We start from the raw sequence: 18,259 nt of genomic DNA on the forward strand, positions 1-18,259 counted from the left end.
ACTCCTAAGGTAGGTGCGTCGACTGCTTCAGCGACGTGCCGGGTTAGCCAGCAGACGCGTCATGAGAGCCTCTAAAGCGAGCAAGGGGGCGACGTTGGCGCTCAAGCGGCGCCGTGTCTCATTGATGGCATCGATCTGTGACAGGGTCTTTTCACTTCGCTGGGCTCGAGCATAGTGCTCGATGTCCTCGCGGCGATGCTCATTGACCAACTCCACCTGGCTGCCCAATTGGATGCTGAGCACATCACGAAAGAACGTGGTCAAATCGATCAAGGTGCGATCCAGCGCATCGAAGGTGGCGCGCCGTGCCTGGCGTTTGGCCGTTTCTTCGAGCGCTTTAAATTGACTACGCAGATTTGGCGGAATCGGCTCGTCTTCGCTCAGGCCCGTGGTGTGTCGCAGCGCGGCGGTCTGTTGCGCAAGTTGCTCACCGGTGATGGCCTCGGCGTTTTCATTGGCTAGTGCAACAATGTCGGCGGCGGCACTCATCGCTTGGGGGAGGGTGCTCATCCGTAATGGGAGGAAGACCGCCTTTTCGCGTCGGTCGCGGGCGGCAGGATCGCGCGCAAGCAACCGGGCTACGCCGATATGTGACTGTGCCGCGCGTGCAGCAAACTCCGCCAACTCCGGGGCGACACCGTCGCGTTCGATTAGCAGGCTCGCGACTTCGGCGGTCGAAGGAATGGCAAGGCCCACCGAACGGCAACGAGAACGGATAGTGACCAGCACATCTGCAGGGGAAGGCGCGCACAACAACCAAATCATGCGTTCGGGCGGTTCCTCAATCGCCTTCAGCAGCACGTTTGTGGTGCGCTCGGTCATTCGGTCGGCGTCTTCAATGATGATGATGCGCCACCGCCCTTGGCCGGCCCGTTCTTGGGCGCGACCAATGAGTTCGCGAACGTCATCAATCTGGTAAGCGACCTTCTGGGTGCTGACGAAAGTGACATCTGGGTGGCGCCCCTCGAGTACTGAGACGCATCCTTGGCAACTTCCACAACCGGCCGGCGAACTCGTGCATTCGAGTGCTGCCGCGAAGGCGCGGGCGGCCGTACTGCGTCCCGAACCAGGAGGGCCGGTAAACAGCCAGGCATGCGTCGGGTTTCCGGCGTCGACTTCACGGGTAAGTGCGTCGATGACGCGCTGTTGCCCGGCGAGCGAAGCAAATACAGGGCGCATTAGAGCAGCTCTTCCAGACGCTCGCGAATTAGATCCTGTAGCTGTTCGGCCGAAGCGGTGGCGTCCAGCACGAGATAGCGTTGCGGGGCTGCCTTGGCCAGCTCGAGGAAGGCGTGACGGATGCGTTCATGGAAATCGTCGGGTTCGGCTTCGAGACGATCCGAATCATCCACGCCACCGGTGTGCGTCAGTCGGCGCAGCCGGCCTTCTGCCGCCGAAATATCTAACAGGATCGTCAGATCTGGGCGCAGGCCGTCCGTGGCGAATTCGTTGATCGCGGCCACTTTCTCCACGCCCAAGTTGCGCCCGACTCCCTGATAAGCCAATGAGGAGTCAACGAAGCGGTCGCAGAGCACATGCCGGCCGGCCTGCAGGTTAGGTGCGATGAATTGCTGAACATGCGCTGCTCGAGCAGCGGCGTACATCAGCGCCTCGGTTCGCTCATCGATGGTGCCATGCCCGTGCTCCAGCACAAGCGAACGTAGCTTCTCACTGATCTCGGTCCCACCTGGTTCGCGAGTACTGAGCACTTCACCGCCGTTGCGCTCCAACAGTTGGCGCGTCAGACGTACCTGGGTAGATTTGCCGGCTCCATCGCCGCCTTCGAAGACAATAAACAGACCGCGCGCAGGCGTTGATGCATCGCTATTCACATGCTCTAGCCTAGCGAAGAGCTGGCCCGAAACCGGCACCGTGCCCGCGGTGTACCGCCATGAAATCTTTGGAAATCGACAGCGGCGCTTTGCCTACCGAGGCGTAAGGTTTTGGCTATGACTAGCACCGCATCACCCGTGGGTGGCCCTGACCGCCTAGACCCGAAGACTCTTGTCGTGGCGGGCGGCCGCCCAGCCCATGGGCACGATGGTGCCGTAAACCACCCGGTGACTTTTACTTCGACCTATGCCTATGCGCCGGAGCGTAACGACCCGGCGCGCACGTACGCGCGATTCTCCAATCCCACGTGGGATCCGTTCGAAGAGGTACTGGCCACGCTCGAAGAAGCCGAGCTTCCGGGTCTGTTGTTCGGTTCGGGGATGGCGGCGATTGCTGCGGCACTGAATCTCGTGCCTGCCGGTGGTCTTATGGTGATGCCACGTCACTCCTACAACGGCTCACTAGCGCTAGTGCAGGAGCTTGAAGCTGCTGGCCGGCTTCGGGTGCAGTTGGTTGATGTCGCCGATACCGACCAGGTAGTGCAGGCACTTGAGCAAGCAGATGTGTTGTGGATTGAGTCGCCGACGAACCCAATGCTTGAGGTAGCAGATGTGCCCCGCTTGCTCTCGGAAGCCCGTGGGAAGGGTGTGCTCAGCGTCGTTGACAACACCTTCGCCACCCCACTGCTTCAGCGCCCGTTGACGCTGGGAGCCGATGTAGTGCTGCATTCGGTGACCAAATATCTTTCCGGACATTCGGACGTCATTCTCGGTGCGGTGCTGACGAGCAATGAGGAGCTCCACGCGAAACTGCACGGTTACCGCACCCTGCACGGGGCAATCGCTTCGCCCATGGATGCGTTCTTGGCTCTGCGCGGGCTGCGAACGCTTTCGGTTCGGTTGGAGCGCTCGCAGGCCAACAGTCAGTTCTTGGCCGAGGAGTTAGCGAAGCACCCAGCCGTGGGTGAGGTCCGCTACCCGGGACTCGTAGAAGACCCGGGCCATCAGCGCGCTGCCGCCCAGATGCAGGGCTTTGGCTCGGTCATTTCCTTCACCGTAGGGGACAGCGCCGCCGACGCAGATCAAGTCGTTGCCGCATTCGGGCTGATCACTGCGGCCACCTCGCTTGGTGGTGTCGAATCGTTGGCCGAACGCCGGGCACGCCATGCCTCTGAACCACAGTCGGTGCCGGAGAATCTCATTCGTCTTTCCGTCGGCATCGAAGCCGCCACTGACTTGTGGGCCGATCTGGCCCGTGCCTTGGACACGCTCAAGCGGTAGGGACGTAGGATAGAACTATGCAGTGGGCGATAACGATTGAGCACTTTCTCTACTACGGGCTGTCGTTGGTGATCCTTGGACTGGCAGTGTGGGCGCTTCTGGACGCTTTGCGGCACGGTGCGCAACGCTACCTCGAGGAAGGCAAACGCACGAAGGGCTGGTGGCTAGGCTTAACTGGCGCGAGTACCTTTGTCGCGCTGCTTTCGGCACTACCGTCGATGATCGGTGGTCCGCTGTTCCTCCAGCTCATTGCCGCATGTATCGCCTGTGTCTACCTCGCCGATGTCCGCCCGGCGGTCAGCGGCAAGAGCGGAAACTGGTACTACTAGCTCTTACTGGCGACATACTTTGACGCGACCCGAAGGCTGAGGACCCAGTTCGCTAGGATGGACTGTATGAGCCATACTTTGATTTTGCTCCGCCACGGGCAGAGCGAATGGAACGAAAAGAACCTATTCACTGGTTGGTACGACGTTTCTCTCACCGAGAAGGGACGCGCGGAAGCTACGCGCGGCGGTGAGCTGATGGCAGAGGCCGGCTACAAGCCGCAGGTTTTGCACACCTCACTGCTAACCCGCGCGATCACCACCGCAAATCTTGCACTCGAGGCCGCAGGCCGTTCGTGGATCCCGGTGAAGCGCGACTGGCGTTTGAACGAGCGCCACTACGGAGCCCTGCAGGGCAAGGACAAGGCAGAAACCTTGGCCGAGTTTGGTGAAGATCAGTTCATGCTGTGGCGCCGCAGCTACGACACCCCGCCACCAGCGTTGGACGACAACTCGGAGTTTAGCCAGATCGGTGAGGAGCGCTACGCCGACTTGGGAGATTCCGCCCCGCGTACCGAATGCCTGAAGGACGTGCTTGAGCGCATGCTTCCTTACTGGGAATCGGACATCAAGGCAGACCTGTCGGAGGGCAAGACCGTCCTGGTCACCGCTCACGGTAACTCCTTGCGTGCGCTGGTTAAGCACCTTGACGGAATCAGCGATGACGATATCGCCGCGCTGAACATTCCTACCGGCATCCCGCTGGTCTACGAACTGGACGAGAACTTTGCCCCGATCACCCCGGGAGGCACTTACCTCGATCCGGAAGCCGCCGCCGACGCCATCAAGGCAGTGGCCAACCAGGGGCGCAAGTAGTCTGTAGCTCTTTGCGGCGTGGGCTGGGAACGGCATGTTCTCCGGCCCACGCCGCCGCTACTTTAACAGGAAGTTGCCGGGAAATAACCGCTGTGAGCGAAATTATGGAAACGGATTGTATTTTCTGCCCTCGTATGCTGTAATCTCCTATCTCGAATAGGCTCAATGGCTCACGTTAGGAATGCAATTCGTGGCAACTGATTACGATGAAGTCCGCCCGGATGTTGCCGAGGCGCGTAAGGCTTCACTAGACGCGGTAAAGTCCGCTAATGCACCGGACGCCAAGAGCGTTGTGCGAGAAATGGACGAGGCCGACCACACCGACGGCATGGATCTGCCGGGTGCGGACCTGTCCAACGAGGAACTGACCGTGACCGTCGTCCCGCAGAAGGACGATGAGTTTATCTGTGGTTCTTGCTTCTTGATCCGCCACCGTTCGCAGCTGGTGCACGAAGACGGCGGAATTGGTTACTGTGTGGAGTGCGAGGGCTAAGACCCACTGACACTTCGCCACCGAAGATCTGCGGCGCCCAAGTGGCGCCACAAAGCGGGGGTCTTGACCAAACACAGTGTGTTTGGTCAAGACCCCCGCTTTTTATGAGCCGGTTCTAGAACCAGCCGGTCCTAATATTCTGAACTCGGGGCTCGCCTTCTTCCCACTGAATTTCTCCACGGAAAGTCACGCTGATTTCATGTGGGTCAAACTCGAGAGTGCCCAGATCGCTCTTCTTATATCGAAAGGTCACCTGTCCGGCGGTGAAGGAGTCCTTATCGAGATCGATCACCTCGGTCGCACGCTCCACTACGGAGAAGGATTCAAGGTCGGACTGCCGCAACTGGTATGGGCAATAGGCTTCGGTGTTGCTAGGTACTTCTACACAGGCCTCGGCTGCTTGGTTGACGGCATCTAAGACCACCTTTTCTAGGGCATCCGTCGGTTGGGTTTTGACATCGGCCCTGAGCACTCCGGTGGTGGGATCCAGCACGCGCAACTGAGCATTTGAAGCTTGCTCATACTTTGTTGACTCGCCTGTGACCTCGTACAAACCCGGGTACGCGTAGAACGTACCGCCGTAGCCCTGCCCACGATGTAGGAGGCCACCGCTGTCTTCCCGCAACGGAATCTGGGTGCCCGAGACCTTAACCGTTTGTTGCCCGGAGCGTAGCTGAACTTCGGCGATCAGCGGATCCTGAATGTGCCACGTCGTCAGTAGGCCGTACTCTTTCGGCCCGCGCGCCACTTGAAAGCGGTGAGTTGCTTGCTGGCCGTTGACCGAATAGACCGCCTCGACGCTCGCCGCGCGAGCCGTTTCGGATACCAGACGTACCGATTGCGGCTCGAGGCGAGCTTCACTGGCCTGAAGTACCTCATCGCTGAGTAGCACACGCTGGCCGTAATCGACCCCGGGATCGACCATATCGCCGGCCTGCGTGGCGTGCCCCTCGGAGAGCAACTGTAGGTAGCGTTGCACCTCGGCCTCGGGCTTACGTTGCGAATTCAAGAAGGCGACCGCCCCGAAGCCCAGCGCTAGCAAGATAATCACGACCAACAGACCGATACCGGCGAACCGGAGTTTCTTTTTGGTCGTCGCCGAGAGGGGCTGGTCCGGCACTACATCGTGAGGCACCGGCGAGGGCGAGACCGCTGAGCTAGCGTCCTTCGTTTGGTCGCCGGCAGGGTGCTCGCCGGTCACCGGATCGGGGGTGGCGAAGCCAGCAGGCCGCGCGGCAGGTTGGATCATCCAGACGGTGGGTGTGCCGGCGGCCCAACTGGCGGTGGCTTTCCGCCCACCACACAGGGTCAGCACCCAGGGTGCAAAGCGGTAGCACCAGTACGGTGCGAATTCTGCGAGCACCGAGATAAGTGCGGCAGCTAAGGTCAGGAAGATCGGCGTGAACCACAGTAAGCTCATCCGGAAACCCAGCTCCGGCAAAATAGAGCCAGCGGGAGACGGATCGCCGCCCCAGACGCTGAGCGCCGAAACGTTGATTAGGACGAGCCACAGGATCAGCACCCCTGCTGGAAGCTGCCAGATGCGCCGCGGATTGAACCGCTGCTGCGTACGTCCTCGGCGCACCCCCAGGGCAATGGAAGCGATAACCACCGATAGCGCGGTCGCAACCAGGAGCCAAGCTCCCAGCCCGCTACCGAGATCGAACATGTCGATATTCTGTGCGGCATCTGCATCCGTTGCTTGAACATCAAGCGGCCGATAGAGCTGGGCTAGTTCGGGAGGGACGTAAATTGACAGCTGCCCGAAGAAACCTAGGCCACAAAGGATCACCGCAGCATTGATGAGCAGGGCGAGAAGCAGCAGTAGATACTCGAGACTTTCACTGACCGAAAGTGAGCCCTTGACCGAGAGCACCACGAAGAAGACGAACGCTGCAACCGAGAATAGGCACAACGCAATACTGGTGAACACGGTAGTTTCTCGAATGAGCGCGGTGAGGGCTGTCCATCGACTCGCTGAGCGGGCTGGAAGAGCTAGAAAGGTGCCGATGGCACTGCTGATAAAGACGGCGAGAAAGACCGTCCCGAAGTTTCCGGAGATCATCACCTGGTTTCGCTCATCACCCAGGCGTATCTGGCCAATCAACGAGAGCGCCGCAAAGACCAAGGCAAGTATCACGGAGTTTGCTAGGGCAAACCAGCGAGGAGCGATACCGGCCAGACGTCGGCGGGCATGCCAGCGGTAGAGCCCGAAGACTCCCACACCCACGAGGGCCAAGAAGGTGAATTGGCTCAGCCCCAGACCGAGGTCAAAGGAGAACGGTCCGGTAAAGAAGACTTCGGCTCTAAGTACAACGTCGAGTCGACCACCGAGCACAAAAGAGCACAGCAGCAGAAAACTTTCGAAGCTATTCGCGATGGAAGTCGTCTCGGAACCGAACAGCTGCTCGCTGACGAGGTTATCGATCGCGCGCCCGAAAAATTGCTGATAGCACAGCGCGAGCAGAGCGGTCGCCAGCGCAACGAATGCGGCATGCAACGCGAAAAGTCGTAGGCCGGGTCCGGAGAGCAGGAAGCGAAAATAGCCTTGCAGGATCGTACCGGCTCGAGCCCCGATGGCACCGTGCTCCGTGGAGACGGGCACCGGCGGCTCATGGGCTTTGCCCGCCGGAGCGCTGGTTGGCGGAGTCTTCTCGGATTCGGGTTGCTGGTCGGAGCCCATAGGTCCTCTCCTGAATGGTTGTGGCACACAAATCGCCACATCACACCCGCACGTGTCGGTGCCTTACCACTACAGGTTAGTCGAGCTATACGATCATTTCCTGACTGAAAGCTTCCGGGCACAAAGAAAACCCCGCCGATGCGTAGTGGCATCGACAGGGTTTCTGCTTTGTTCGGTGCAGCCCTACAGGCTGGTCGGCTCCCATTCGCCGGTGACCAAGTAGGTCACCTTGCGGGCCACGGATACCCCGTGGTCGCCGAAGCGCTCTAGGTACCGGCTGGTGAGCGAGACATCCACGGTCGTCGGTGCATCGGCACTCCACGACGGATCGGCCACGGCGGTGAAGACCGATGCATGCAACTTATCGACCTCATGGTTCAGGCCGATAATTCGCGAAGCAATGGACAGATCGCGGGTGTCCAGCAGTTCGCCGACCGCCTGGGCGATCTGGATATCAAGCTGGGCCATTTCGTTGAAGACGCCGCTGATTTCCGAGGGCAGTGCCCGCTTCGGGAAGCGCAGGCGCGTTAGCTGTGCCAGGTGGCGGGCCAGGTCGCCCATGCGCTCGAGTGAGGCGGACATCCGCAAGGAGCCGACGATCATGCGCAGATCGCTGGCCACGGGGCCCTGCAAGGCTAGGGTGTCAATAGCTCGTTCGTCGAGCTGGTTCTGCAGGAAATCGATTTTGGCGTCGGCGGCGATAACCTCTTGGGCAATCTCCACGTCGGCGTTGGCCAGCGACTCCCAGGCCCGGTCCATGGCGACTGCTACGAGATTGGACATCTCGATCAGTTCTTCGCCAATCTGCTGCAGATCGGCCTGAAATACCTTGCGCACTCGGCAGTCCTTTCGAATGTTTACGGATCGTCCCCACCTGATTTCGGGCAGGGCGGAGGGTCGATCTCAAGCTTGTCAGCCTAGCGTAAACGAGGGGGAGGGGAAAAGTGAACGTTCGGTGAACAGCGTGTTGAATTGGGCGCTTTGCGGTCATTTCGTCCATCGTCGGGGCGCAAACACCGATACGCTAAAAGGGTGAACGACGTCTTCTCGATCATCATCGCCGGGCTGATCGGCCTCCTGCTGGGTGTGGTGGGTGTAGCCGCCTACCGATACTCCCAGTCGCGCGCCGCGAAGCTCCCCGCGGTCGACGAGCCCGTGTTGCCCGAAGGAGCAGCCGCAGTGCTCTCCGTGATCGGTCGCGCTTTCGTGATCCTCGATGACGTCGACGGCGTGGTGCGGGCCAACCCGTCCTCTTACGCCTACGGGTTGGTGCGCGGGCATACCCTGGTGCACGACCAGCTCCTGGATCTGGTGCGCCGGGTCAGGGCCGACGGGGTGATCGCCGAAGCGCAGTTCGAGCTGCAGCGTGCCACCTTGGGCGCCGGGCAACTCATTGTGCACGTGCGCGTCGCACCGCTGGGTGACGAGTACATCCTGTTGTTGGCCGACGACCGGACGGAAATTACCCGCACCGAGGCCATGCGCAACGACTTCGTGGCCAACGTGTCCCATGAACTGAAAACCCCGGTCGGTGCCATCTCGCTGCTGGCCGAGGCCATTACCGATGCCGCCGATGATCCGGTGGCCGTACGCCGGTTTTCCACCCGCATGGACAAGGAATCGCGACGGCTGGCCGCGCTGGTGCAGGACATCATCGAACTTTCGCGCTTGCAGTCCAGCGACGCCATTGTGCACGGACACGAGGTGAATATGGACTCGGTGATTGCCGAGGCCGTGGACCGCAACCAGCTACTGGCCGAAGAGAAGGCAATCCGCATCTCGGTCGGCGGCTCGCTTGAGGCCCCGATCCACGGTGACGCCGACCTATTGATGACCGCGGTGCGCAACCTCATCGACAACGCCATCCGCTATTCGCCACCGAACACCGCGGTCGGCGTCGGATTACGTCAGCGCGATGGGTACGCACAAATCTCCGTGACCGACCAGGGTCCGGGTATTTCCCTTGAGGAGCAAGAACGCGTCTTCGAACGTTTCTACCGGGTGGATGCCGCCCGCTCCCGCTCTACCGGCGGCACCGGCCTGGGTTTGAGCATCGTGAAACACGTGGTGGCCAACCACGGCGGTGAGGTGACCCTGTGGTCGCAGCCCGGACAGGGCTCGACCTTCACCCTAAGACTTCCCCTAGTGGATGAGGAAGAGACCGCGCTGTCTCGCGCGGACTCGCAGACGACAAAGGACAAGACGGAATCCGCCTCCGCGGCGGACCGTGAAGGAGGACGCCGATGACCCGGATTCTGATCGTCGAGGACGAGGAATCGCTCTCTGACCCGCTCTCATACCTTCTGGAGCGCGAGGGTTTCGAGGTGAATATCGCCGACGATGGCATCGTAGCGGTCACCGAATTTGAACGCCATGGCGCCGATCTTGTGCTGTTGGACCTGATGTTGCCGGGGCAACCCGGTACCGAGGTCATTCGCCAGATTCGAGCTACCAGCCAGGTGCCGGTCATCATGCTGACCGCGAAAGACTCGGAGATCGATAAGGTCGTGGGTTTGGAGCTTGGCGCCGACGACTACGTCACCAAGCCCTACTCCTCGCGGGAACTGCTGGCGCGCATTCGTGCCGTACTCCGCCGTCAAGGCGAGAGCGACGAGTTGATCAGCAACGTCGTAACCGCCGGTCCGGTGCGGATGGACGTCGAGCGTCACGTGGTCTCGGTGCATAACACCGAAATCGCCATGCCGCTGAAGGAGTTTGAACTGCTTGAAATGCTCCTGCGCAATGCCGGACGTGTGTTGACCCGCGGACAGCTCATCGACCGGGTATGGGGCAGCGACTACGTCGGTGATACCAAGACGCTCGACGTCCACGTCAAGCGGCTACGTTCGAAGATCGAAGCCGATCCGGCGGTACCCGAGCACCTGGTCACCGTGCGCGGACTGGGCTACAAGTTCGTCGCCTAGGGCCGACTGAGCCGAGGCCGACCCCGCCACCGCTTCGCTTTGCCGGAGGGGTGGCGGGGTTTTCGATTCCTGAACATGCAAAACGACGCCCGTCGCACCCCAACTGGGGCGACGGGCGTCGTGATGTTGCGCGAAATGAGCGCTGAGTTTAGTGGTGTGCCTCTTCGCTCTTCGGCGACGGAGTCAGGTGGTCACGCACGTGCGGATCGGAACCGCCCGGCACGAAGTCGCGGTACTCGGGAAGGGTGCCGTCAACCACCGGAATGCTGGATTCAACGCTTTCGCCACCTACGCTCAAGGTCACGTCGATGTGCTCACCGGGAGACTTGGTCAGGTTGCTAACCAGCTGCTCGTTCGCATCGTCTTCGAGCTTCAGCGCGGTATCGGCCGGAACGTTCAGGCGAATGGGAGCCAAGCCCTCCGGAGCGATGCTCAAGGACAACGCGGAATCGCTTCGGTTGACGACCGAACCAATGAGGCGTGCTTCGTTGCTCTCGTCGTTGACGACGAGCAGGATGTTGCGGGCCTTCGCCTCGGCAACGGTGATGTTCGAGCCATCGCTGGCGGCGTAGTTGGTGGTGGTTGCCTGCTGGTTGATGGCACCACAGCCAGTGGCGCCGAAAGCCAAAGCAGTCAGAGCAATAGACGCGGCGATCCGGCGTCCAGCGGTCATGCGTGCGGTGATCACGACACTAACTCCTCGGTGAGACTAGGAAAGTTGCATGGTTTCGTGGCGGCCTGCGGGCTGCACTCAGCGCGGGGCACGGGGCACACGAGGACCACGACTAGTACCTAGCCTAACTGTTCTGGCCCGAAAAACATGATTTCGCGACCTGCGCCACAAACTTTTCGACAGGCCGTAGAGGATTTGGGAGTGGAAAGGGGTGCAGGCTCCGCCGCACTTGCCCTCCTTTCTTACCACGTTTCTCTCCCATTTGGAAGAGGTAGTTCCCCGTGATTTCGCGGTTATTTGGGGCACATGAAGGTCGTGGGCAAAAACGCCCGTGGTAGACTTAATACTGGGAAAGGGGTTAATTCACATGGTTTTTGAGGTTGGCGAGACTGTTGTCTACCCGCACCACGGCGCAGCAATGATTGAGGAAATCAAGATGCGCAAGATCAAGGGCGAAGAGAAAATGTATCTCAAGCTCAAGGTGGCGCAGGGTGACCTGACCATTGAGGTCCCGGCCGAGAATGTCGATCTAGTCGGCGTTCGTGACGTGGTGGGCCAGGAAGGCCTAGATCACGTCTTCGATGTACTGCGTGCGGAGTTCACCGAAGAGCCGACCAACTGGTCGCGCCGTTACAAGGCAAACTTGGAAAAGCTTGCTTCGGGCGATGTTATCAAGGTCGCTGAGGTCGTTCGCGACCTGTGGCGTCGCGAAAATGACCGAGGCCTGTCTGCCGGAGAAAAGCGGATGCTTTCCAAGGCGCGCCAGGTACTCATCAGCGAATTGGCCCTGGCCAAGGATCTCGATGAGGTCAAGGCCGAAGGCTTGCTTGACGAGGTTCTGGCTTCGGCATAACGACGCAGCGGCATTAACTGGGACCGTGGGACGCTTAGCGGCCCACGGTTTTTGCTGTTAAATCCCACGATAAGCTGTAGGGCGTGAGTACAGAGCAGAAAAGCGCCGCCGTCATATTGGTAGCTGCCGGCCAAGGAACTCGGCTGGGCGCGGGTATGCCCAAAGCCCTAGTGAAAATTCACGGCACCTCGCTGGCGGATCACGCACTGGCTCGCATCTCGCAGGTTTCGCGCGTGGAGCACGTGGTGGTGGTGTGCCCCGCAGGGGATAACCGCTTGGCTCGGGAATTAGACACCTGTGGCGTCTCGGTGAGCTTTGTTGACGGAGGTACGAGCCGCGCTGCCTCGGTACGGGCCGGTCTTGCGGCGGTACCGGAACGATTCCCGCACGTACTCGTGCACGACGCCGCACGCGCTTTCACCCCGCCTGAGGTCTTTAACCGCGTGCTTGACGAACTGGAACAGGGTGCCGCTGCGGTCATCCCCGCGCTCGACGTCACCGACACCATCAGCGAAACCGAACTCGGTGCCAACCAGGTACGGCGGATTGTCCGGACTCCGGCTCGCGCGAACCTCCGTGCCGTGCAAACACCGCAGGGGTTCAATTCGCAGCTACTTTCCGCGGCCCATGCGGCGTTGGGGGAGCTGTCCGAGCCGGAGCTCGAAGCCCTGACGGACGACGCTTCGGTGGTGGCAAATCAGGGTCACCCGGTGCACGTCGTGTCCGGCGCGCCACAAAGCCTGAAAATCACCCGCCCCGAGGATCTGCGGGGCATCGAACAGTTACTTGGTCTATCTCAGGAGCGCACCATGGATCAGCACCCCCTTATCCCGCGGGTGGGCAACGGTGTCGACATCCACCAGGTGTCCACCGACCCGAACCGCCCAATGTGGTTAGCTGGCTTGCACTTCCCCGACGATATTGGACTGGCGGGGCACTCCGACGGCGATGCCGTGGCCCACGCCGCCTGTGACGCCCTTTTCGCCGCCGCCGGAATCGGCGACCTCGGCACGCATTTTGGGGTCGATCGGCCCGAATTCGATGGCGCCAGCGGGGTGAGCCTGCTATCCGAGGCCGGACGCCTGGTCCGCCAAGCGGGATTCGAGATTGGCAACGTGAGCGTGCAGTTCGTGGGTCGCCGGCCACGCTTTGCCGAGCGTCGTCTCGAAGCGAACCAGGTACTGAGCGCCGCGCTCGGCGCCTCGGTGGACGTAAGTGCCACGACGAGCGATGGCCTGGGCTATGAAGGAGAGGGCACAGGAATCACGGCCTACGCCACAGCCCTGGTGTATCCAGTTCCACGCAACTAGGCGGGTGTAGGGCAGCGATCTTCAGCTAACCTTAAAGACGTGAGCCTGCGATTTTATGACACCAAGACAGCTACCATCCGAGACTTCAAGCCCCTGAGCGAGGGCGAAGCGTCGGTGTACTACTGTGGTGCCACAGTTCAGGGCATGCCGCACGTAGGGCACGTACGCAGTGCAATCGCCTTCGATATCCTGACGCGCTGGCTCGAGTACCGCGGCTTCAAGGTCACCACGGTTCGCAACGTAACCGACATCGACGACAAGATCCTGCAAAAGTCTGCGGCCTCCTTCGCAGAGGACTTTGTTCCGACCGAGGACTACCCGAGCGAGGAACCGTGGTTCGCACTGGCCTACCGCTTTGAACAAGAATTTGCGAAGGCCTACGAAGTTCTTGGCGTACGCCGCCCGACCTATGAGCCGCGAGCTACCGGCCACGTCCCGGAAATGCTGGAGCTTATCGAGCGGTTGATCGAGCGGGGCCATGCCTATCCGGCCACCGATGGCTCGGGAGACGTATATTTCGACGTGCGCTCCTTTGCCGGCTACGGGGAACTGACGCGCCAGAAAATCGATGACATGCAGGCGGCGACCGATGCCGACCCGCGGGCGAAGCGCGATCCGCGCGACTTTGCGCTGTGGAAGGGGCATAAGGAGCAAGATCCGCAGACCGCGTCCTGGCCTAGCCCTTGGGGACGCGGGCGCCCGGGGTGGCATTTGGAATGCTCGGCCATGGTCACCAAATACCTGGGCACGACTTTCGATATTCATGGTGGTGGCCTCGATCTTCGGTTCCCGCACCATGAGAACGAACTCGCGCAGTCCGCGGCTGCGGGACATGGCTTTGCCAACTACTGGATGCACAACGGCATGGTGACCTATGCTGGCGAAAAAATGAGCAAGTCGATCGGCAATACGATCTCGCCTGCCGAAATGCTGGAGCTAGCCGCACCTCGTGTAGTGCGCTACTTCCTCGGGCAAGCGCAGTATCGATCGCAACTGGACTACCGCCCAGATTCGTTGGCCGAGGCGGGCGCCGCTGTGGAACGGATCGACACCTTCCTGACGAACGCCCGTTTTGCCTTGGACGCTGCGGCGCGTGAGTTGCCCTCGGCCTCCGACGTACCTGCAGGTTTCGGTGAGGCCATGGACGATGACCTCAACGTGCCAATGGCCTTGGCGGTACTGCACGATACGGTGCGCCAAGGGAATACCGCCCTGGATGCAAGGGATCTTGACACGGTCGCATCTGCCTATGCTCAAGTTAGTGCGATGACCCGGGTCCTCGGGCTCGACGACGCTGGCGCGGACACCCACAGCCAAGACGATGAACTTACCAATGTGCTTGATGCCCTCGTACAGGCGCAGCTAGCCGAAAGGGCCGAGGCGCGCGCCGCAAAAGACTGGGCCCGTTCGGACGCAATCCGTGACGCGTTGGCCGCCGTCGGTATTACGGTCCTCGATTCGGCCGAGGGCGCGCGCTGGACTCTCAACAAGTAGCCTCACGGCGAACCTAAACTCAGACCAAAGGACAATGAACTCATGAGCACTTCCAAGGGACGGCCCGGAGCCGTACGGAAAACTAAGAAGGGCCCGACCAAGGGTAGTGGCGGCAAGGGCCGCGCCTCGCTGGAAGGCCGCGGACCTACGCCTAAGGCTGAAGACCGCCCGTACCACAAGGCCTACCGCGCCAAGCAGCTGGCCGAACGTTCGGCCGCGAAGCACTCCGGCAATCGTCGTAGCGATCGACCGAAGGTCAATGCCGAAATGGTTACCGGGCGCAACTCGGTTCTTGAGGCACTACGGGCTGGGGTGCCTGCAAAGGCCCTGCATGTGGCAATTCGAATCGACGTGGACGACCGCGTGCGCGAAGCCCTCAAGCTTGCCGCCGAGCAGGGCATTCCATTGATGGAAGCTAGCCGACCAGAGCTGGACCGCATGACCGATGACGCGATCCACCAAGGTTTGGCGCTACAGATCCCTCCCTATGAGTACCAAGACGCAGTGCGACTGGCGCTGAAAACGGTTAAGGACTACGACAAGGGCTACCGGCGCACGCAGCCACTGCTTCTAGCCCTAGATGGAATTACCGATCCGCGTAACCTCGGCGCGATCGTCCGCTCGGCTTCCGCCTTTGGCGCAGATGCCGTGATCATTCCGGAACGTCGAAGCGTCGGTATGACGGCTTCGGCGTGGAAGACTAGCGCCGGTGCCGCCGTTCGCGTTCCAGTTGCCAAGGCCGGCAACCTTACGAGCGCCTTGAAGGAAATTAAGGCTGCAGGCGTATTCGTCGTTGGATTGGATGCCGGCGGGGATATGCAATTGCCGAATTTCGAATTGGCTACCGGTCCGCTGTGCATTGTGGTTGGTTCGGAAGGCAAGGGACTTTCCCGTTTGGTTCGCGAGAACTGCGATGCGATCGTGTCGATCCCAATCGATTCCGCGATGGAATCACTGAATGCATCGATGGCCGTGGGCATCACTCTCTATGAGGTTTCGCGGCTGCGAGCCGAATCCGGCACGTCCAGCTGATAACCGCACAAGCTCCTCGTCCGATCCATCGGGCGGGGAGCTTGCTGTTTGTGCCCCGCTTCACATCAGTTGTTTTTGGGGGCCACGGTCCCGCTGATACGTGGCAGATTGGGAAAACCCTGATGTTTTCGGGGATTTCTGGGGGTCGCTCGGCGAGCCTGCCCGATTTTGCGTTGCTCTGGAATCCGTGTATAGTTTTTCTCTGTCGCCGGAACGGCCACCACGGATTTCACGAGGTGTTCACCGGTTGATGAGCTTCCAGTCAGGAACTGCTCACCGGTTCGGATTTGCGTCCGACTCGGGGTGGTGGTAGGCTAGGAAAGTTGCTCCGAAGCGAAGCAGTCACCCGTGATAGTGGGTGGGTGTGGTGTCGAGAGTGTTTGTTGTTTGAGAACTCAATAGTGTGCCAAGTTTGTTGATACCGAATGTTTATTTATTTGGTGAATACATAACATTTTGCTTGGAATGATGCACCCCCGTGTGTTGTTCCGAGTGTTTTTTATTCGCCAGGATGTACGCTGGTTCGCCTTTATTTTCCGAAGGGTTCTAGCGGCTTTTTATTTTTTTATGGAGAGTTTGATCCTGGCTCAGGATGAACGCTGGCGGCGTGCTTAACACATGCAAGTCGAACGATGAACCAGGTGCTTGCACTTGGGGATTAGTGGCGAACGGGTGAGTAACACGTGAGTAACCTGCCCCTGACTCTGGGATAAGCCCGGGAAACTGGGTCTAATACCGGATATGACTGTTCACCGCATGGTGGGTGGTTGAAAGATTTATCGGTGAGGGATGGACTCGCGGCCTATCAGCTTGTTGGTGAGGTAATGGCTCACCAAGGCGACGACGGGTAGCCGGCCTGAGAGGGTGACCGGCCACACTGGGACTGAGACACGGCCCAGACTCCTACGGGAGGCAGCAGTGGGGAATATTGCACAATGGGCGAAAGCCTGATGCAGCGACGCCGCGTGAGGGATGACGGCCTTCGGGTTGTAAACCTCTTTCAGTAGGGAAGAAGCGAAAGTGACGGTACCTGCAGAAGAAGCGCCGGCTAACTACGTGCCAGCAGCCGCGGTAATACGTAGGGCGCAAGCGTTATCCGGATTTATTGGGCGTAAAGAGCTCGTAGGCGGTTTGTCGCGTCTGCCGTGAAAGTCCAAGGCTCAACCTTGGATCTGCGGTGGGTACGGGCAGACTAGAGTGATGTAGGGGAGACTGGAATTCCTGGTGTAGCGGTGAAATGCGCAGATATCAGGAGGAACACCGATGGCGAAGGCAGGTCTCTGGGCATTTACTGACGCTGAGGAGCGAAAGCATGGGGAGCGAACAGGATTAGATACCCTGGTAGTCCATGCCGTAAACGTTGGGCACTAGGTGTGGGGGACATTCCACGTTTTCCGCGCCGTAGCTAACGCATTAAGTGCCCCGCCTGGGGAGTACGGCCGCAAGGCTAAAACTCAAAGGAATTGACGGGGGCCCGCACAAGCGGCGGAGCATGCGGATTAATTCGATGCAACGCGAAGAACCTTACCAAGGCTTGACATGTGCCAGACCGCCTCAGAGATGGGGTTTCCCTTCGGGGCTGGTTCACAGGTGGTGCATGGTTGTCGTCAGCTCGTGTCGTGAGATGTTGGGTTAAGTCCCGCAACGAGCGCAACCCTCGTTCCATGTTGCCAGCACGTAATGGTGGGGACTCATGGGAGACTGCCGGGGTCAACTCGGAGGAAGGTGGGGATGACGTCAAATCATCATGCCCCTTATGTCTTGGGCTTCACGCATGCTACAATGGCCGGTACAATGGGTTGCGATACTGTGAGGTGGAGCTAATCCCTAAAAGCCGGTCTCAGTTCGGATTGGGGTCTGCAACTCGACCCCATGAAGTCGGAGTCGCTAGTAATCGCAGATCAGCAACGCTGCGGTGAATACGTTCCCGGGCCTTGTACACACCGCCCGTCAAGTCACGAAAGTTGGTAACACCCGAAGCCGATGGCCTAACCACCTTGTGTGGGGGGAGTCGTCGAAGGTGGGACTGGCGATTGGGACTAAGTCGTAACAAGGTAGCCGTACCGGAAGGTGCGGCTGGATCACCTCCTTTCTAAGGAGCTAAACCATTATGGTTGCCTGTTTCTGTCACGAGTGTTGGCAGGCGGGTTGCTCATGGGTGGAATATCAATGAATCGCGGCATCCTGTGGCGCCCCGTTGGTGGGGTGGTGTGGGGTGTTGGCTGTGCTTGGTGCTGTTGGTTGATGCGTGCGTAGTACGCCGTGCCGTTGCTTCGCTCCACTGTGGTGGGGTGTGGTGGTGGTGTGGTTGGAATCGTGGTGTTGGCCGGTGGTGCTGGTGTGGTTTGGCATGCTGTTGGGTTTTGAAGCAACAAGCCTTTGGGTTTGGTGTTTCGGTGTTTCCTGTGTCTGTTGGACGCGTACCCCTTGGTGGGTGTGTGGTCGGTGGGTGTGGGGTTGTTGTTTGGGAACTGTATAGTGAACGCGAGCATCTTATAAGATGACCCTTTTTCCTGCCCCCTTTGTGTGGGTGGGTTGCTGA

At 60.0% G+C, this 18,259-nt stretch carries 15 protein-coding genes and 1 rRNA gene; 11 read left to right on the forward strand and 5 right to left on the reverse strand.

Annotated features, from left to right (window positions below):
- Positions 1 to 27: 27 nt before the first annotated feature.
- Entirely contained in the window at positions 28 to 1,179 is a 1,152-nt protein-coding gene (locus tag ACYU0X_RS02860) for a DNA polymerase III subunit delta' (RefSeq protein WP_418908345.1), read from the reverse strand.
- Positions 1,179 to 1,832, reverse strand: a complete 654-nt coding sequence (tmk, locus tag ACYU0X_RS02865; RefSeq protein WP_418908346.1) for a dTMP kinase — start codon at positions 1,830 to 1,832, stop codon at positions 1,179 to 1,181. The genes ACYU0X_RS02860 and tmk overlap by 1 nt, the downstream gene beginning before the upstream one ends.
- Before the next feature lie 117 nt (positions 1,833 to 1,949).
- Between tmk and ACYU0X_RS02870 the strand changes: the two genes are divergently transcribed.
- From ACYU0X_RS02870 to ACYU0X_RS02885, 4 genes are all read left to right on the forward strand, one after another.
- Positions 1,950 to 3,113, forward strand: coding sequence for a trans-sulfuration enzyme family protein (locus tag ACYU0X_RS02870; protein ID WP_418908347.1), 1,164 nt, complete (start codon positions 1,950 to 1,952; stop codon positions 3,111 to 3,113).
- A gap of 17 nt (positions 3,114 to 3,130) precedes the next feature.
- Positions 3,131 to 3,442 (forward strand): DUF2516 family protein, encoded by a 312-nt coding sequence (locus ACYU0X_RS02875; RefSeq protein ID WP_309408892.1) that lies wholly within the window; start codon positions 3,131 to 3,133, stop codon positions 3,440 to 3,442.
- Positions 3,443 to 3,508: 66 nt separating this feature from the next.
- Positions 3,509 to 4,255, forward strand: a complete 747-nt coding sequence (locus tag ACYU0X_RS02880) for a phosphoglyceromutase (protein WP_309408889.1) — start codon at positions 3,509 to 3,511, stop codon at positions 4,253 to 4,255.
- Positions 4,256 to 4,445: 190 nt separating this feature from the next.
- Entirely contained in the window at positions 4,446 to 4,748 is a 303-nt protein-coding gene (locus tag ACYU0X_RS02885; protein WP_309408888.1) for a DUF4193 domain-containing protein, read from the forward strand.
- Between the two features lie 115 nt (positions 4,749 to 4,863).
- Here ACYU0X_RS02885 and ACYU0X_RS02890 read toward each other — a convergent pair whose 3' ends face one another.
- A complete protein-coding gene (locus tag ACYU0X_RS02890; protein ID WP_418908348.1) occupies positions 4,864 to 7,431 on the reverse strand; it encodes a hypothetical protein in 2,568 nt (855 codons plus the stop codon).
- 183 nt (positions 7,432 to 7,614) lie between these two features.
- On the reverse strand, positions 7,615 to 8,268 hold the full coding sequence (gene phoU / locus ACYU0X_RS02895) for a phosphate signaling complex protein PhoU (protein ID WP_418908349.1): 654 nt from the start codon (positions 8,266 to 8,268) through the stop codon (positions 7,615 to 7,617).
- Positions 8,269 to 8,463: 195 nt separating this feature from the next.
- Here phoU and ACYU0X_RS02900 point away from each other — a divergent pair, with 195 nt between their 5' ends.
- Positions 8,464 to 9,678 carry a sensor histidine kinase gene (locus ACYU0X_RS02900; protein ID WP_309408882.1) on the forward strand — a complete coding sequence of 405 codons (1,215 nt, stop codon included), beginning with the start codon at positions 8,464 to 8,466 and terminating at the stop codon, positions 9,676 to 9,678.
- Complete coding sequence (locus tag ACYU0X_RS02905; protein WP_418908350.1) at positions 9,675 to 10,355, forward strand: winged helix-turn-helix domain-containing protein; 681 nt, start codon at positions 9,675 to 9,677, stop codon at positions 10,353 to 10,355. Before ACYU0X_RS02900 ends, ACYU0X_RS02905 begins: the two co-directional genes overlap by 4 nt.
- Before the next feature lie 148 nt (positions 10,356 to 10,503).
- On the opposite strand, the gene ACYU0X_RS02910 is transcribed toward ACYU0X_RS02905, so the two are convergent.
- Positions 10,504 to 11,043 carry a hypothetical protein gene (locus ACYU0X_RS02910; protein ID WP_418908351.1) on the reverse strand — a complete coding sequence of 180 codons (540 nt, stop codon included), beginning with the start codon at positions 11,041 to 11,043 and terminating at the stop codon, positions 10,504 to 10,506.
- Positions 11,044 to 11,395: 352 nt separating this feature from the next.
- Here ACYU0X_RS02910 and ACYU0X_RS02915 point away from each other — a divergent pair, with 352 nt between their 5' ends.
- The 5 genes from ACYU0X_RS02915 to ACYU0X_RS02935 all read left to right on the forward strand — a co-directional run bounded on the left by ACYU0X_RS02915 (position 11,396) and on the right by ACYU0X_RS02935 (position 17,809).
- The gene (locus ACYU0X_RS02915) at positions 11,396 to 11,881 is read left to right on the forward strand and encodes a CarD family transcriptional regulator (protein WP_309408876.1); all 486 of its coding nucleotides are present in this window, start codon (positions 11,396 to 11,398) and stop codon (positions 11,879 to 11,881) included.
- An 83-nt stretch (positions 11,882 to 11,964) separates the two neighbouring features.
- Positions 11,965 to 13,191: a 2-C-methyl-D-erythritol 4-phosphate cytidylyltransferase gene (gene ispD / locus ACYU0X_RS02920; RefSeq protein WP_418908352.1), complete on the forward strand. Its 1,227-nt coding sequence runs from the start codon at positions 11,965 to 11,967 to the stop codon at positions 13,189 to 13,191.
- 39 nt (positions 13,192 to 13,230) lie between these two features.
- Positions 13,231 to 14,685, forward strand: a complete 1,455-nt coding sequence (gene cysS, locus ACYU0X_RS02925; protein ID WP_418908353.1) for a cysteine--tRNA ligase — start codon at positions 13,231 to 13,233, stop codon at positions 14,683 to 14,685.
- Between the two features lie 42 nt (positions 14,686 to 14,727).
- The gene (gene rlmB / locus ACYU0X_RS02930) at positions 14,728 to 15,717 is read left to right on the forward strand and encodes a 23S rRNA (guanosine(2251)-2'-O)-methyltransferase RlmB (protein WP_418908354.1); all 990 of its coding nucleotides are present in this window, start codon (positions 14,728 to 14,730) and stop codon (positions 15,715 to 15,717) included.
- A gap of 564 nt (positions 15,718 to 16,281) precedes the next feature.
- Positions 16,282 to 17,809, forward strand: a 16S ribosomal RNA gene (locus tag ACYU0X_RS02935).
- Positions 17,810 to 18,259: the final 450 nt, after the last annotated feature.

Source organism: Glutamicibacter sp. X7 (assembly GCF_054889245.1).